This is a genomic window from Gammaproteobacteria bacterium, assembly GCA_015709695.1.
Lineage (GTDB): Bacteria > Pseudomonadota > Gammaproteobacteria > Steroidobacterales.
Map to the genome: position 1 here is coordinate 1435348 of CP054183.1, position 14927 is coordinate 1450274.

Annotated in this window: 13 protein-coding genes; 10 read left to right on the top strand and 3 right to left on the bottom strand. The window is 71.5% G+C overall.

Going from position 1 to position 14927, the window contains the following annotated elements; genetic code table 11:
- Positions 1-18: 18 nt before the first annotated feature.
- The 10 genes from metG (at position 19) to HRU81_06845 (ending at position 8954) form a co-directional block, all read left to right on the top strand.
- Entirely contained in the window at positions 19-2058 is a 2040-nt protein-coding gene (gene metG / locus HRU81_06800; GenBank protein ID QOJ31822.1) for a methionine--tRNA ligase, read from the top strand.
- A 9-nt stretch (positions 2059-2067) separates the two neighbouring features.
- Positions 2068-2640 carry a hypothetical protein gene (locus tag HRU81_06805; protein ID QOJ31823.1) on the top strand — a complete coding sequence of 191 codons (573 nt, stop codon included), beginning with the start codon at positions 2068-2070 and terminating at the stop codon, positions 2638-2640.
- 11 nt (positions 2641-2651) lie between these two features.
- Positions 2652-4040: an electron transport complex subunit RsxC gene (rsxC, locus tag HRU81_06810; GenBank protein ID QOJ31824.1), complete on the top strand. Its 1389-nt coding sequence runs from the start codon at positions 2652-2654 to the stop codon at positions 4038-4040.
- The gene (locus HRU81_06815) at positions 4037-5068 is read left to right on the top strand and encodes an RnfABCDGE type electron transport complex subunit D (protein ID QOJ31825.1); all 1032 of its coding nucleotides are present in this window, start codon (positions 4037-4039) and stop codon (positions 5066-5068) included. Before rsxC ends, HRU81_06815 begins: the two co-directional genes overlap by 4 nt.
- Positions 5069-5074: 6 nt before the next feature.
- Positions 5075-5707, top strand: coding sequence for an electron transport complex subunit RsxG (gene rsxG / locus HRU81_06820; protein QOJ31826.1), 633 nt, complete (start codon positions 5075-5077; stop codon positions 5705-5707).
- 75 nt (positions 5708-5782) lie between these two features.
- Positions 5783-6301: a hypothetical protein gene (locus HRU81_06825; protein QOJ31827.1), complete on the top strand. Its 519-nt coding sequence runs from the start codon at positions 5783-5785 to the stop codon at positions 6299-6301.
- Entirely contained in the window at positions 6298-6939 is a 642-nt protein-coding gene (gene nth / locus HRU81_06830; GenBank protein ID QOJ31828.1) for an endonuclease III, read from the top strand. Before HRU81_06825 ends, nth begins: the two co-directional genes overlap by 4 nt.
- Before the next feature lie 109 nt (positions 6940-7048).
- Positions 7049-7408, top strand: a complete 360-nt coding sequence (locus HRU81_06835) for a hypothetical protein (protein QOJ31829.1) — start codon at positions 7049-7051, stop codon at positions 7406-7408.
- Positions 7409-7469: 61 nt separating this feature from the next.
- Positions 7470-8339 (top strand): DMT family transporter, encoded by an 870-nt coding sequence (locus HRU81_06840; GenBank protein QOJ33324.1) that lies wholly within the window; start codon positions 7470-7472, stop codon positions 8337-8339.
- Positions 8340-8405: 66 nt separating this feature from the next.
- Positions 8406-8954 carry a YbhB/YbcL family Raf kinase inhibitor-like protein gene (locus HRU81_06845; protein ID QOJ31830.1) on the top strand — a complete coding sequence of 183 codons (549 nt, stop codon included), beginning with the start codon at positions 8406-8408 and terminating at the stop codon, positions 8952-8954.
- Positions 8955-8966: 12 nt separating this feature from the next.
- Here HRU81_06845 and lpdA read toward each other — a convergent pair whose 3' ends face one another.
- The 3 genes from lpdA to aceE are packed head-to-tail and all read right to left on the bottom strand — an operon-like array spanning position 8967 to position 14877.
- The gene (gene lpdA / locus HRU81_06850; GenBank protein ID QOJ31831.1) at positions 8967-10760 is read right to left on the bottom strand and encodes a dihydrolipoyl dehydrogenase; all 1794 of its coding nucleotides are present in this window, start codon (positions 10758-10760) and stop codon (positions 8967-8969) included.
- A gap of 6 nt (positions 10761-10766) precedes the next feature.
- A complete protein-coding gene (locus HRU81_06855; GenBank protein ID QOJ31832.1) occupies positions 10767-12071 on the bottom strand; it encodes a 2-oxo acid dehydrogenase subunit E2 in 1305 nt (434 codons plus the stop codon).
- Between the two features lie 22 nt (positions 12072-12093).
- Positions 12094-14877, bottom strand: a complete 2784-nt coding sequence (gene aceE / locus HRU81_06860; GenBank protein ID QOJ31833.1) for a pyruvate dehydrogenase (acetyl-transferring), homodimeric type — start codon at positions 14875-14877, stop codon at positions 12094-12096.
- Positions 14878-14927 lie beyond the last annotated feature (50 nt).

A 14927-nucleotide genomic window follows, 5' to 3' on the forward strand; every position in this document is an offset into this window, starting at 1 on the left:
CCGGACACCAGCCCGCCGATGCCCACCGTCCCCAGAAAGATCCTGGTCACCAGCGCCCTGCCCTACGCCAACAACTCCATCCACATGGGGCACCTGGTGGAGTACATCCAGACCGACATCTGGGTGCGCTTCCAGAAGCTCGTCGGCAACCACTGCCTCTACGTCTGCGCCAGCGATGCCCACGGCACGCCGATCATGCTCAAGGCGCAGGAACTCGGCATGGCGCCGGAGGAACTGGTGGCGCGCTTCCGTGCCGAGCACCTGCGGGATTTCGCGCGCTTCCACATCGAGTTCGACAACTACCACAGCACGCACTCGGAGGAGAACCGCCGCCTGGTCGAAGGCATCTACGCGCGCCTGCGCGAGCGCGGCCTGCTGACCTGGCGCAGCATCCGCCAGGCCTACGATGCCGAGGCGAAGATGTTCCTGCCCGACCGCTTCATCCGCGGCACCTGCCCGGTATGCGGCGCGAAGGACCAGTACGGCGACAGCTGCGAAGCCTGTGGCGCCACCTACTCGCCCACCGACCTCATCGACGCGCGTTCGGCGGTGACCGGCACGGCGCCGGTGCAGCGCGATTCCGAGCACCTGTTCTTCAGCCTCGGCCGCTTCGAGGACTCGCTGCGCCGCTGGACGGCGGGCGGCCACCTCGATGCCAGCGTGGCGCGCAAGCTCGAGGAGTGGTTCGCCGCCGGCCTCAGGGACTGGGACATCTCGCGCGACGCGCCCTACTTCGGCTTCCGCATCCCCGGCACCGGGGACAAGTACTTCTATGTGTGGCTCGATGCGCCCGTGGGCTACATGGCGAGCTTCCTCGACCTGTGCGAGAAGCGCAAGAATTCACCAGAACCCATTGATTTTGATGAATTCTGGTCCGAGGACAGCCGGACCGAGCTGTTCCATTTCATCGGCAAGGACATCGCCTACTTCCACACCCTGTTCTGGCCTGCGGTCCTCGAGGGCAGCGGCTACCGCAAGCCGAGCGGGGTCTTCGTGCACGGCTTCCTCACCGTCAACGGCCAGAAGATGTCGAAGTCGCGCGGCACCTTCATCCCGGCCGCGACCTACCTCGATCACCTGTCGCCGGAGTACCTGCGCTACTACTACGCCTGCAAGCTCGGGCCGGGCACCGACGACATCGACCTCAACCTCGAGGACTTCGCGGCCCGCGTCAACGCGGACCTGGTGGGCAAGTTCGCCAACATCGCCAGCCGTTGCGCCGGCTTCATCGGCCGGCTGGCCGGGGGCCGGCTGGCGCCCGCGCTGGGCAATGCCGCGCTGTTCCGCGAATTCTCGGCGGCCGCCCCGCTCATCGCCCGGCACTACGAGGCACGCGAATTCGGCCGGGCGCTGCGCGAGATCATGGCGCTCGCCGATCGCGCCAACCAGTACATCGACGAGCGCAAGCCCTGGGCACTGGCGAAGGATCCGGCGCGCGTCGCCGAGGTGCAGGCGGTGTGCACCGATGGTATCAACCTGTTCCGCCTGCTGATGCTCTACCTCAAGCCGGTGCTGCCGGCCATCGCGCAGCGCGCCGAGGCCTTCCTCGGTGCCGGGCCGCTCGAGTGGGCGCAGCATGCGCAGCCGCTGCTCGACCACGTCATCGGCCAGTACGAGCCGCTGGTCACGCGGGTGGATCCGGCCGCGGTGGCGAACCTGATCGCCGCGTCCAGGCCGAAGGAGGCGCCGCCTGCCGCGGCAGCGCCCGCAGCCGCCGAGCCGGAGGAGAAATCCATGACCATCGACCTCGACAGCTTCCTCAAGGCCGACCTGCGCGTGGCCACGGTGCTCGCAGCCGAGACCGTCGAGGGTGCCGACAGCCTGCTGCGCGTCACCGTCGACATCGGCAGCGAGCAGCGGGTGGTGCTGGCCGGCATCCGTCGCGCCTACGATCCGGCGATGCTGGTCGGACGCCAGGTAGTGCTGGTGGCGAACCTGAAGCCGCGCAAGATGCGCTTCGGCACCTCGGAGGGCATGCTGCTCGCGGCCGGCGACGACGACGGCATCTTCCTGGTCGCGCCCGACAGCGGGGCGAAGGCCGGCATGCGCGTGCGCTGAGACCCGCCGATGCACGACCTCATCGCGATCCTGCTCGGCGTGGTCATGGTCAATGTCCTGATGCTGCCCGCCTTCCCGGCCCTGGCCTCGCTGGCGCCGGGCATTGCCCCGGGCACGGCGCTGCCGCGGCTGGCGCTGCTGCTGCCGCTGGTGGTCGCGCCATCGGCCGGCCTCGCCTGGCTGCTCGGCCAGCAGCTGCTGAAGCCCTCGCACCTCGTCGAGCTGCAGCCCCTGCTGCTCATCATCGTCGCGGCCCTGACGGCGCAGGTCATCGCCCGCCTCCACGATGCCCTGGCGCACCGGGATGAGCCGTTGCCGCGCTCCCGGCTGACCTTCGACGCCGTGGCGGCCGGCCTGGCGCTCGAGGCGACGCTGGCACCGGACGGCTTCGCGGCAGCGGTCGTCGCCGGCGGCGCCAGCGGCGCGGCGCTGGGCGCCCTCGAGCTGTGCTGCACCGGCCTGCGCGAACGCCTCGCGGCCACCGACCTGCCCCGGGCCTGGCGCGGCGCCGGCATCATGCTGGTCACGGCGGGAATCCTCGCCCTCGGCCTCGGCGGCTTCGCCGGTCTCCGGGGCGGCTGACGGAAGCTGCCGTGGCCGAGCCCTCCGCAGCCGCGCCGCCCGCCGCATGGAACTACGATCCGCGGCCGCCGCGGCCCGGCTGGGGCCTGCACGCGCCGCCGCTCAAGGCGCTGTCGATGCGCGAGCCGATCCGCCAGGCGCCGCCTCCCGACGAGGCGGTGATCGCGCTGGCCCACGCCCGCGGCGTCGCCATGCCATGCGTCAGCCCTGGCGACGAGGTGCTGACCGGGCAGGTCGTGGCCGGCGATGCGGCGGCAGCCGCCCATGCCAGCATCACCGGCACCGTGCTCGCCATCGAGCCGCGCCCGGTACCAGGCCTCGGCACCGTGCCCTGCGTGGTGATCCGCCGCCGCGACCCCGAGTGCTTCCATCCCCGGCTGGCACCGCTCGATCCCGCGACGCTGGCGCCCGCGGACATCGCCCGGCACATCGCCGCGGGCGGCATCGCCGGCCTCGGCGGCGCGCAGTTCCCCACCGCCGTGAAGCTGCAGCCCGGGCGCGCCATCCGCGCGCTGCTGGTCAACGGCGTGGAATGCGAGCCCTGGATCAGCTGCGACGAGATGCTGCTGCGCGAGCGCGCCGCGCGCGTCATCCGCGGTGCCCGCATCATGATGCGCGCGCTCGGCACGGCCCGCGCGGTGATCGCCGTGGAAGCCAACATGCCGGAGGCGCGCGTCGCCCTGCACGACGGCCTGCAGGCGCAGGCGGGCGATGACATCGGCATCGCCGTGGTCACCGCCAAGTATCCCGCCGGCGGCGAGCGCCAGCTGATCGAGCTGCTCACCGGCGAGGAAGTGCCGGCGGGCGGCCTGCCGCGCGACATCGGCTACGTCTGCCAGAATGCCGGCACCGCGGCGGCCGTCGCCGAATGGTTCGATGACGGCCGGCCGCTGATCTCGCGTATCGTCACCCTCACCGGTGGGGCGATCGCCACGCCGGGCAATTTCGAAGCACGTCTGGGCACGCCGCTGGCGGCGCTGGTCGCGGCTGCCGGCGGTTACCGCGCCCCGCCGCAGCGCCTGATCCTCGGCGGACCCATGATGGGCATCGAGCTGGCCGACGACAGCCTGCCGGTCACACGGGGGACCAACTGTCTGGTGGCGGCGACCGCCGGCGAGCTGGCGCCGCCGCAGCCGGAGATGCCCTGCATCCGCTGCGGGGACTGCGTGCAGGTCTGCCCGGCGGGGCTGCTGCCCAACGAGCTGCTCGGTGCCCTGGCGCGCGGCGAGGCGGCGGCGCTCGACGAGCTCGGCCTGGACGCCTGCATCGAGTGCGGCTGCTGCGACTACGTCTGTCCCAGCGCCATCGCGCTGACACCACGCTTTGCGGCGGCCCGGGTGGCCCGGGCGGCCCGGGCGGCCCGGGCCACGGCGGCCACGGCGGACGACACGCGCCGATGACACCACCCGCCACCCCGGCTCCGCACTGGCACGGCGCCGGCGACGTGCCGGCGATGATGCGCCAGGTGCTCTATGCGCTGCTGCCCGCCGCCTGTGCCCACGTGTTCTTCTACGGGCCGGGCCTGGTCATCAACACGCTGCTGGCCGTGCTGGTCGCGCTGGCGACGGAAGCGCTCGCCCTGCGCTGGCGCGGGCGGCCGCTGCAACCGTTCCTCGGCGACGGCAGCGCCGTGGTCACGGCCGTGCTGCTGGCCTTCTGCCTGCCGCCGCTCACCCCCTGGTGGGTGACGGCCGCGGGCAGCGCCTTCGCCATCGGCATCGCCAAGCATCTCTATGGCGGGCTCGGGCTCAATGTCTTCAACCCGGCGATGGCCGGCTACGCGCTGCTGCTGCTGGCTTTCCCCGCGGAGCTGACGGCCTGGCCGCCACCGCGCATCGGCGACCTCGACTACCAGTCGCTGTCGCTCGGGCAGACGCTCTTCTACACCTTCAGCGGCCGGCTGCCGGACGCGCTGACGCTGGACGCCGTCACCCGCGCCACGCCGCTGGAGCTGGTGAAGGCCGGACTCGGCCAGATGCACACCATGGAGGAGATCCGCGTCAACCCGGTGTTCGGCGACTTCGGCGGCGCCGGCTGGGAGTGGGTCGGCAACTTCGTGACGCTGGGTGGTGCCTGGCTGTTCTACCGCGGCATCATCCGCTGGCAGCTGCCGGCCGCCACGCTGGCCGGCATCATGCTGCCGGCGCTGCTGTTCTGGCTCGCCGATCCGCAGACGCATCCCTCGCCGCTGTTCCACCTGTGGACCGGCGGCACCCTCCTCGCCGCATTCTTCATCGCCACCGATCCGGTGTCCTCGCCGGTCACCAGCCGCGGCCAGCTGGTCTTCGGCACCGGTTGTGGCCTGATCATCTTCATCATCCGCAGCTGGGGCAGCTTCCCGGACGGCGTCGCCTTCGCGGTGCTGCTGATGAACGCCGCGGTGCCGGTGATCGACCGCTACACGCGGCCGCGCATCTACGGGCGCTGAACCGTCATGCAGGGCACAGGCTCGACCGGATGGCGCGACACCCTGCCCTGGCTGGCAACGGTGGTGGCCGCGGTCGCCGTGGCCGTGGCGCTCGCCGTGGTCCTGACGCGCGGGCGCATCGAGCGCAACGCCGCGACGCAGGCCTTCGCCGCCCTGGCCGGGCTGCTGCCCGCCGGCGGCTACGACAACCGCCCGGGCGAGGACCGCATCGAGGTGACCGATGCCGCCCTGCTCGGCAGCACCACGCCATTGCCGGTCTATCGCGCGCGCCTCGGCGGCCGGCCGGCCGCCGCCATCCTCACCGTCGTGGCGCCCCGGGGCTACGGCGGTCCCATCCGGCTGCTGGTGTCGATCGCCGCCGATGGCCGGGTGCTGGCCGTCCGGACGGTGGCCCACCAGGAGACGCCGGGGCTCGGCGACCGCATCGACATCGCGAAATCCGCCTGGATGGAGGGCTTCACCGGACGCTCCCTCGGCGATCCACCCGCGGAGCGCTGGGCGCTGCGCCACGACGGCGGCGACTTCGACGCCATCACCGGCGCCACCGTCACCAGCCGCGCGGTGGTCGAGGCAGTGCGCCGCGCGGCGGAGTACTTCGCCGCACACCGCCAGGCGATCTTCGACGAGACGTCGCGCTGACGGCGTCCATCCACCCGGGCCAGCTAGAATGCCAGACTCGCCAGCAACCGCCGCCACCACCGGAACCGTCCGCGCATGACCGCCACCACGCCGCCACGCGCCACCCCCGAGGCCATGGCCTGGCTCGGTGTCTGCCCGCTGCTGGCCGGCGCCGACACGCTGGCCCAGGGGCTGCTGCTCGGCGCGGTCAGCGGCGTCGTGCTGCTCGGCGTCCGCCGCGTCCCGGTGCACGCCACCGCCCGCGGCGGCGCCGGCATCGCCGGCCTGCTGCTCATCGCGGCCGGCATCACCGTCATCCTGCACCTGGCCTGCGAGGCCTTCGCCTACGACCTGGCGCTGGCCAGCGGCGGCCTGTTCGCCCTCGCGACGCTGCACGGCCTGGTGGCCGGCACCGCCGCGGGCGAAGCCGATGCCGCGCAGGCGGGACCGGCCTGGCGCATCGCACTGGCTGGCGTCGGGGCGCTGGCGATGGCCGGCGCACTGCGCCAGCTTCCCGCGCTGGCCGGGTTGCCGCCGGCGACGATGTTCTTCCTGCTCGCCGGCGCCGCCGCCGCATTGCAGGCGTTACAGACATCGGGCAACCGCCCGGCATGAACGCGGCCAGGCGGACGGAGATCTTCCTCCGGCTGCGCGCGGCCAACCCGCGACCGGCGACGGAACTGCACTACGCCAGTCCCTTCGAGCTGCTGGTGGCGGTGATGCTCTCCGCGCAGGCGACCGATGTCAGCGTCAACAAGGCCACCGGGCCGCTGTTTGCCGTGGCACCCACGCCGGAGCGCATGCTGCAGCTGGGCGAGGCCGGGCTGAAGCGCCACATCCGCAGCATCGGCCTGTTCAACACCAAGGCGGAGCACATCATCCTCGCCTGCGCCATCCTCGTCGACCGGCATGGTGGCGCGGTACCGCGCACGCGGCAGGAACTCGAAGCGCTGCCTGGCGTCGGTCGCAAGACCGCCAACGTGGTGCTCAACACCGCATGGGGCGAAGCGACCATCGCCGTCGACACGCACATCTTCCGCGTCTGCAACCGCACTGGCCTCGCGCCCGGCCGCACGCCGCTGGCCGTGGAAAGGAAACTGCTGCGTGGCGTGCCGGAGGAGTTCCGCCGCGATGCGCATCACTGGCTGATCCTCCACGGCCGCTACACCTGCCTGGCGCGCCGGCCGCGCTGCCCGCAGTGCCTCATCGCCGACCTGTGCGAGTACCGGCACAAGACGCCCGCGCCAGCCTGAGCTGGCCTGAGCTGGCCTGGGCTGGCCTGATCTGGCCTGGGCTGGCCGCGGCCTGCGACCAGGCGCCCAGGGCAGGCTGTAAGATGCGGCTTTTCCCGCTGGAGGCGCCGTGAAAGAGGAATCCGTGTTCTGGCTGGGTGGCAAGCCCGGCACCCAGCAGGCGGCCGAAGCGCCCCCGGCCGCCAGCGCCCTGGAGCCGGCCGTCCGCCAGGCCTGCCAGTCCCGAGGACTGGAGCCGGAGGACTTCGTCGCCGCGCTCGGCGGCCAGGGCAGCTGGCTGATCCACTTCAGCGCCGATGGCCGGCGCCAGCGCATCGTCTGGAACGGCCGTGAACGCAGGCTGGTGCTGCAGGCAGCCCTGCGCGCCGGCGGCTGGGAGGACCTGCGCGACTGCCCGCTGGCAGCCGCCGACGAGGCCGGCGTCGTCGCCGGCATCGCCCTGCTGCTCGATGGCGGCACGCCGGGCTGACGGCCCGGCCCGCCGCAGACCTGCCCCGATGTTCTCGCAGAACCTGCGCGGCATCGCCGCCATGCTGGTGGCCGTGGCGGCCTTCGCCGGCATGGATGCCATGCTCAAGGTGCTGGCCGCGCGCTATCCGCCGATGCAGGTCGGCGCCCTGCGCGGTGCCGCATCGCTGCCTTTCCTGCTCGCCGGCGTGGCCCTGCTCGGCCGCTGGCGCGAGCTGCGCCCGGTGCGCATCGGCCTGCACCTGGTCCGCGGCGTGCTCGGCCTGGTGATGGTGGCCGGCTTCGTCTACGCGGTGAAGGTGCTGTCGCTGGCCGACGCCTATTCGATCTTCTTCGTCGCGCCGCTGATGGTCACCGCCTTCGCGGTGCCGCTGCTCGGCGAGCGGGTCGACTGGCAGCGCTGGCTCGCCATCTTCGCGGGGCTGGCGGGCGTGCTCACCATGCTGCGGCCCTCCGGCCACGCCATGGGCGCGCTCGGCATGGCCGGTGCGCTGCTCTCCGCCGTGGCCTATGCGCTGAGCGCCATCTCCGTGCGGGTACTGACCCGCACCGACACCACGGTGAGCATGGTGTTCTGGTTCCTGGTGCTGCTGACGCTGTTCTCCGGTGCCATCGCCGCGCCCGGCTGGGTACCGGTCGAGTCGCAGGACTGGCGCTGGATCCTCGCGCTCGGCGCGCTCGGCATCGTCGGCCAGCACTTCGTCACCGAGGCCTTCCGGCATGCGCCCGCCTCGGTCATCGCGCCCTTCGAGTACACCGCGCTGCTCTGGGGCATCGGCATCGACTGGGCCTTCTGGCACGTGCTGCCCGGCGGACGCGCGCTCGCCGGCGCCAGCCTGGTGGTGGCTGCCGGGCTGTACCTCATCTGGCGCGAGCACCGGCTGCATCGCGAGCTGGCGGCCAGCATCGAGTCTCCCGCCAGCATGCACTGACAGCGCCCGCGCGCTCTGCTATACAGGCAGCCTCACGCGGCCGGGGCCGTCTGCAGGAGAACCACCATGCGCCTGATCCTCGTCACCGTCCTGCTCGTGCTGGGCTCGGCCCAGGCTGCCGAATCCGGCTTCCGCCTCGCCAGTCCGGACCTGGTGCCCGGCCAGCCGATGACGCTGAAGCAGGTCTACAAGGGTTTCGGCTGCAGCGGCGAGAACATCTCGCCCGCCCTGCTCTGGCAGGGCGCGCCGGCCGGCACCCGCAGCTTCGCCCTGATGGTGCACGACCCGGACGCACCCACCGGCAGCGGCTGGTGGCACTGGGTGGTGTGGAACATCCCCGCGGCGACGACGACACTGCCCGCCGGCGCCGGCACACCCGGCTCCGCCGCGATGCCGGCCGGGGCCGTGCAGGGCAACACCGATTTCGGCAGCCCGGGCTATGGCGGCCCCTGTCCGCCGCCGGGCTCGAAGCCGCACCACTACCACTTCCGGCTCTACGCGCTGAAGGTCGAAAAGCTGGACCTGCCGGCCCAGGCCAGCGCGGCCTTCGTCAGCTTCAATGTGCGGGCCAACGCCCTGGCGGAAGCGGAGCTGATGGCGACCTATGCGCGCTGAGCGCGCGCCGGCTCAGCCCTTCTTCGGCAGGTAGAGGTCGGTGAGCGTGCCGTCGAAGGCCTCGGCGGCGAAGGCGACCGTTTCCGACAGCGTCGGGTGCGGATGGATGGTCAGGCCGATGTCCTCGGCGTCGCAGCCCATCTCGATGGCCAGCGCCACCTCGGCGATCAGGTCGCCGGCATTGGGGCCGACGATGCCGGCGCCGAGCACGCGCCGGGTGACGGGATCGAACAGCAGCTTCGTCAGGCCCTCGTCGCGGTTCAGTGACAGCGCGCGACCGCTGGCCGCCCAGGGGAAGCTGCCCTTTTCCACGGCGATGCCCTGCGCCTTCGCCTGGGTCTCGGTCAGGCCCACCCAGGCGACTTCCGGATCCGTGTAGGCGACCGAGGGAATGACGCGCGCATCGAAGGCGCGCTTGTGACCGGCCGCCACCTCGGCGGCCACCTTGCCCTCGTGGCTCGCCTTGTGGGCCAGCATCGGCTGGCCGACGATGTCGCCGATGGCGAAGATGTGCGCCACATTCGTGCGCATCTGCCGGTCCACTGCAATGAAGCCGCGCTCGTCGACGGCGACGCCGGCCTTGTCGGCACCGATCTGCCGGCCATTGGGCCGGCGGCCGACCGCGACCAGCACCTTGCCGTAGCTGCGCGTCTCGCCCTTGCCGGCCTTGTCGAAGGTCACCTCGATGCCCGCCGCCGCGGGCTTCATCGACACCACCTTCGTGCCCGTCATCACCGCCTCGTAGCGCTTGCGCAGGCGCCGCTCCAGCGGCCGCAGCAGGTCGGGATCCACGCCGGGCATCAGCTGGTCGAGCAGCTCCACCACGCTCACCTTCACGCCGAGCGCGTCGTAGACGGTCGCCATTTCCAGGCCGATGATGCCGCCGCCGATGACCAGCAGCGACTCCGGCAGATCGAGTTCCAGCGCCGCGGTGGAATCGATGATGCGCGGATCCTCGGGCAGGTCCGGCAGCCGCACCGGTTCCGAGCCTGCGGCGATGATGCACTGGCGGAAGGCGATCACCTGGCTGCCCCCGTCCCCGCTCACCTCGAGGTGATGGTCCGAGAGGAAGCGCCCGCTGCCGCGGACCACCTGCACGCGGCGCTGCTTCGCCAGCTGCCCGAGCCCGCCGGTGAGCCGCCCCACCACCTTGTTCTTCCACTCGCGCAGCCGCGCGCTGTCGATCTTCGGCGGTCCGAAGTCCACGCCGAGGGCGGACATCTCCGCTGCCTCCTCGATGACGCGCGCCGCGTGCAGCAGGGCCTTCGAGGGAATGCAGCCGACATTCAGGCACACCCCGCCCAGCGTCGGCCAGCGCTCGACCAGCGTCACCGCCAGTCCGAGGTCGGCCGCGCGGAAGGCGGCCGTGTAGCCGCCGGGACCGGCGCCGAGCACGAGCAGATCGGCCTCGGCCTGCACCGGACCGCTGTACTGCGCGGCGCCGGCGGTCTTCGCCGGGGCCGGCGGCGGCGCAGCCCTTGCAGGCGCGGCAGCGGGCGCGGCGGAAGCAGCCGCTGCGGGCGTCGCGGCGACAGCTGCCGCCTGCGGCGCGGGCGCGGATGCGGCGTCGGCTTCCATGCGCAGGATGGGCGTGCCCCTGGACACGCGGTCACCGGCCTTGACCAGCACCTCGACCACGCGGCCCGGCGCCGTGGCCGGCACCTCCATGGCCGCCTTGTCGCTCTCCAGGGTGATCAGCGGCTGCTCGACGGCCAGCCGGTCGCCGGGCTGCACATGTACCTCGATGACCTCGACGTCCTTGAAGTCGCCGATGTCCGGGACGCTGACCTCGGTCAGGCTGGCCACGCTGCCTCAGCCCGCGAGCCGGTCCGGGTCGGCCAGGGCCTGCACCAGGAACGAGGTGAAACGCACGCCGCTCGCGCCGTCGATGACGCGGTGGTCGTAGGACAGCGACAGCGGCAGGACCAGCCGCGGCACGAAACCGCCGTCCTGCCAGACCGGGCGCCGGGCGGACCGGCCGATGCCGAGGATGGCGACCTCGGGCGCGTTGATGATCGGCGTGAAGAAGCTGCCGCCGATGCCGCCGAGGCTGGACACGGTGAAGCTGCCGCCGCGCATCTCCTCGCCGCTGACCTTGCCCTCGCGGGCGCGGGCGCTGAGATCGCCGAGCTCGCGGGCGATGGCGAACAGGTCCTTCGTGCCGGCATCGCGGATCACCGGCACCACCAGCCCCTGCGGCGTGTCGGCCGCGAAACCGATGTGGTGGTACTTCTTGTGCACCAGTGCGCCGCCGTCCTCCGACAGCGAGGAATTGAAATCCGGGAACTCGCGCAGCGCCAGCACGCAGGCGCGGATGATGAAGGCCAGCGGCGTCAGCCGCACGCCCGCCTTCGCCGCCTCGGCCTTGAGCGCCTCGCGGCGCGCCTCCAGCGCGGTGATGTCCGCCTCGTCGTGCTGGGTGACATGCGGGATGTTGAGCCAGCTCGCCTGCAGCCGCGGGCCGGAGATCCGCCGCACCCGCGACAGCGGCACCAGCTCGATCTCGCCGTACTTCGCGTAGTCGACCACCGGCAGCTTCGGCAGGCCGCCGCCCGCCTGGCCGCCGAGGATGGCCTTGACGTAGGCCTTGACGTCCTCCTGCAGCACGCGGCCCTTGGCACCGCTGCCCTTCACCGCGATCAGGTTGACGCCGAGCTCGCGCGCCAGCTTGCGCACCGAGGGGCTCGCATGCGCCTTGCCGAAGCCCGACTCGTCGATCGGCGGCAGCGTGGCGCTGGCGCGCACCGGCGGCGGGCGCGCGGCGGGCGCCGCTGCAGGCGCGGGTGCCGCGGCAGCCGGCCTGGCCGGTGTCGCGGCTGCAGCCGCTGGCGCGGACTTCGCCGGGGCGGGTGCCGCCGGTGGTGGCGCGGCCGACGCGTCCACTTCAATGAGAGCGATGAGGCTGCCCTTGGAGACGCGGCCGCCCTTGGCGACCTTCAGCTCGACGATGCGCCCGGCCATCGGTGCCGGCACTTCCATCGAGGCCTTGTCGGTCTCCAGGGTGATCAGCGGCGCCTCGGCGCTCACCGTGTCGCCGGCGGCCACCAATACTTCGACGATCTCGACGTCGTGGAAATCGCCGATGTCGGGAACCCGGATTTCCTCGCGCCGCGTCATCTGCCCCACCCCGCCCGGACCGTCACACCGTCACCGGGTTCGGCCGCTCGGGGTCGACCTGCAGCGCCTCGATGGCCCCGCGCACCGTGGCCATGTCCAGGGCGCCGTCGTCGGCCAGGGCCTTGAGGGCGGCCACGGCGATGTGCCGGCGATCGACCTCGAAGTGGTCGCGCAGCGCCGCGCGCGAATCGCTGCGCCCGTAGCCATCGGTGCCGAGCACCACGTAGCGGCCGGGGATCCACTGGCGGATCTGGTCGGGCACGATGCGCATGTAGTCGGTGGCGGCGACGAAGGGGCCGCCATGCATGCCGAGGCTGCGTTCCACGTAGGGCCGGCGCGGACGCTCGCCGGGATGCAGGTTGTTCCAGCGCTCGCAGTCCAGGCCCTCGCGCCGCAGCTCGGAGAAGCTGGTCACGCTCCAGACGTCGGCCGGGATGCGGTAGTCGCGCTCGAGGATCTCGGCGGCGGCGATCACCTCGCGCAGGATGGTGCCGGAGCCAAGCAGCTGCACTCGCACCTTGCCCGGCCCGCCGACCTGCAGCTGGTAGAGCCCGCGCAGGATGCCGTCCTTGACGCCCGGCGGCATCGGCGGCTGCACGTAGTTCTCGTTCATGCAGGTGATGTAGTAGAAGACGCGTTCGCCCTCCTGGTACATGCGCCGCAGGCCATCCTGGATGATGACCGTCAGTTCGTAGGCATAGGCCGGGTCGTAGGCCACGCAGTTGGGCACCGTGGAGGCCAGCACGTGGCTGTGGCCGTCCTGGTGCTGCAGGCCCTCGCCCGCCAGCGTGGTGCGCCCGGCGGTGGCGCCGAGCAGGAAGCCGCGCGCCTGCATGTCGCCGGCCGCCCAGACGAAATCGCCGATGCGCTGGAAGCCGAACATCGAGTAGTAGATGTAGAAGGGGATCATGTTGACGCCGTGGTTGGCGTAACTGGTCCCCGCCGCCAGCCAGGAGCAGAAGGCGCCGGCCTCGTTGATGCCCTCCTGCAGGATCTGGCCCTTCTTGTCCTCGCGGTAGTAGGAGAGCTGGTCCGCATCCTGCGGACGGTAGAGCTGGCCGACCGCCGAGTAGATGCCGATCTGGCGGAACATGCCGTCCATGCCGAAGGTGCGCGCCTCGTCGGCGACGATAGGCACGATGAGCTTGCCCACCACCGGGTCGCGGATCAGGCGGGTCAGCAGGCGCACGAAGGCCATGGTGGTGGAGATCTCGCGGTCCCCCGAGCCTTCCAGTTCCTGGCGGAAGCTGTCGAGCCCCGGCACCTGCAGCGGTTCGGCACGCACCGAGCGCGCCGGCAGGTAGCCGCCGAGCTTCTCGCGACGCTCCTTCAGGTAGCGGATCTCGTCGCTGTCCTCGGCCGGCTTGAGGAAGGGTATGGCCTCGATCTCGGTATCGGAGAGCGGAATGTTGAAACGGTCGCGGAAATGCTTGAGGTTCTCGAGGTCGACCTTCTTCGCCTGGTGGGCGATCATGCGGCTCTCGCCTGAGGTGCCCATGGCGAAGCCCTTCACCGTCTTGGCGAGGATCACGGTCGGGCCGCCGGTGTGCTTCATGGCGCGGTCGTAGGCCGCGTACACCTTGACGAAATCGTGGCCGCCGCGGTTCAGCCGCCAGATGTCCTCGTCGGACATGTTGGCGACCATCGCCTTGAGATCCGGGTGCTTGCCGAAGAAATGCTCGCGGGTGTAGGCGCCGCCGAAGGCCTTGCAGGCCTGGTACTCGCCATCCACCGCCTCTTCCATGACCCGGCGCAGCAGCCCCTGGTGGTCGGCCGCGAGCAGCGGGTCCCAGCGCGAACCCCACAGCACCTTGATGACGTTCCAGCCGGCACCGCCGAAGGCGGCCTCCAGCTCCTGGATGATCTTGCCGTTGCCGCGCACCGGGCCGTCGAGCCGCTGCAGGTTGCAGTTGATGACGAACACCAGGTTGTCGAGGCCCTCGCGCACCGGCATGCCGATGGCGCCCATGGACTCGGGCTCGTCCATCTCGCCGTCGCCGAGGAAGCACCACACCTTGCGGTCGCCGGCGGGAATGAGCCCGCGGTTCTCCAGGTAGCGCATGAAGCGCGCCTGGTAGATGGCCATCATCGGCCCGAGGCCCATCGATACCGTGGGGAACTGCCAGAAGTCCGGCATCAGCCAGGGATGCGGGTAGGAGGACAGCCCGCCGCCGCCGACCTCCTGGCGGAAGCGCTTGAGCTGCTCCTCGCTCAGCCGCCCCTCGAGAAAGGCGCGCGCGTAGAAACCGGGCGAGGAATGCCCCTGGATGAACACCAGGTCGCCGCCATGCGCCGCGCCGGCTGCCCGCCAGAAATGATGGAAGCCGACCTCGTAGAGTGTCGCCGAGGAGGCGTAGCTGGCGATGTGGCCGCCGTACTCGGTGCTGACCTTGTTGGTCCGCGTCACCATCGCCAGCGCGTTCCAGCGGATGTAGGCCTCGATGCGCCGCTCCAGCGCCCGGTCGCCCGGGTACTCCGGCTGCTGCGACACCGGGATGGTGTTGACGTAGGCGGTATTGGGGCTGTACGGCAGGTACGCGCCGGAACGGCGCGCGTGGTCGATCATGTGGTTGAGCAGGAAGTGGGCCCTCGAGGCGCCACCCGTTCGCAGGACGGAGTCTATGGACTCAAGCCATTCCTGGGTTTCATCCGGATCGACATCATCAAATCGGTTGAAGTCCCGCACTGGCACGCTCGACCTGAAACCGCCACCCGCATGCGGGAAACAGCGACCGCACGCATCCTGCTCTGCCCTATAATCCCTGCGCCGAAGAATAGCGGATTGTCCCTGCGCTGTCACCGGCATGGATCAGGTGGGCAACGCATCCAGCCGCCTTCCGCATCCATCTTCAAGCC